Here is a 1,144-nt window from a genome sequence, read left to right as displayed (position 1 = left end):
ATCTCGCATGTCCGCACCGAGGACCGCATCCGCGCCGGCCTGACCTCGACGCCGGAAGGCCGGCACATCTTTGCCAATCTCAGCGTCGGCGAGAACCTGCGGCTGGGGGCGGCGACACGGCGCGACCCTGCCGGGGTGCGCCAGGACATCGAGCGGTTCCTGTCGCTGTTCCCGGTGCTTTCCGAGCGCTACGGCCAGGCGGCGGGCACGCTTTCGGGCGGCGAGCAGCAGATGCTGGCGATCGCCCGGTCGCTGATGTCGCGGCCGAAGCTGTTGCTGCTCGACGAGCCGTCGCTGGGGCTTGCGCCCAAAATCGTGGCGCGCATCTTCGATTTTATCGGTGAGCTCAAGGCGCAAGGGCTGACGCTGCTGGTGGTCGAGCAGAACGCCAGGCAGGCGCTGCGCTTTGCCGACCGCGTCTATGTCGTGAGCTCGGGCACGCTGCGCTATGACGGACCGCCGGCCAGGCTCGCCGACGAGCACGGCCTCTTCAACCTTTATATCGGCGGGTAGGCGGCGATGGATTACGCCTTGCAGCAACTCCTCAATGCGCTCGCCTTCGGCGCGGAATATTCGCTGGTGGCGCTGGGGCTCGCCGTCGTCTTCTCGATCATGGGGCTGGTCAATTTCGCGCATGGCGAGATCATCGGCGTCTCGGCCTACAGCGTGTTCCTGGCTGCCGCGCTCGGTCTGACCTCGCCCTTCGTCGCGGTGCTGCTCGCCGTCGGCATGGCGGCGCTAGCGGCGGTCGTGTTCGAGCGCTTTGCCTTCCGGCCGGTGCGCTACGCGCCGACCACGACCGGGCTGCTCACCGCCTTCGGTGTCTCGATCGTGGTGCAGAACCTTTTCATGCTTCTGATCTCTCCCAAGCCGCAGTCGGTCTCGGTCCTCAACGGCTTGAACCAGATGTGGTTCTTCGGGCCCTTCGCTGTCTCCTCGCTGCAGGTGATGGAGCTGATCGTGTCGGGTCTGACCATCCTGGCGCTGGTGCTCTTCCTCAACCGCTCGACGCTTGGCCTCGCCATCCGCGCCGCCTCGCGCGACTTCGCCACGGTGCGGCTGATGGGGATCAAGGCAAACCGAGTGATTGCCACGGCGTTTGCGATTTCCGGCGCGCTGGCGGGCATCGCCGCCGTCTTCATCC

Annotated in this window: 2 protein-coding genes; both read left to right on the top strand. The window is 66.5% G+C overall.

The genetic code is table 11. The annotated features are described in order from the left end of the window. On the top strand, positions 1-513 hold a 513-nt coding region (locus EOA27_RS37410), incomplete at its 5' end, for an ATP-binding cassette domain-containing protein (protein WP_127258830.1). 6 nt (positions 514-519) lie between these two features. Next, positions 520-1,144: branched-chain amino acid ABC transporter permease (locus tag EOA27_RS37405; protein WP_145970864.1), on the top strand; the 625-nt coding region annotated here is incomplete at its 3' end.

The organism is Mesorhizobium sp. M2A.F.Ca.ET.037.01.1.1 (genome assembly GCF_003998075.1).
Classification (GTDB): Bacteria; Pseudomonadota; Alphaproteobacteria; order Rhizobiales; family Rhizobiaceae; genus Mesorhizobium.
Note: the sequence above shows the minus strand (reverse complement) of the source record. Positions and strands in the feature narration are given on the sequence as shown.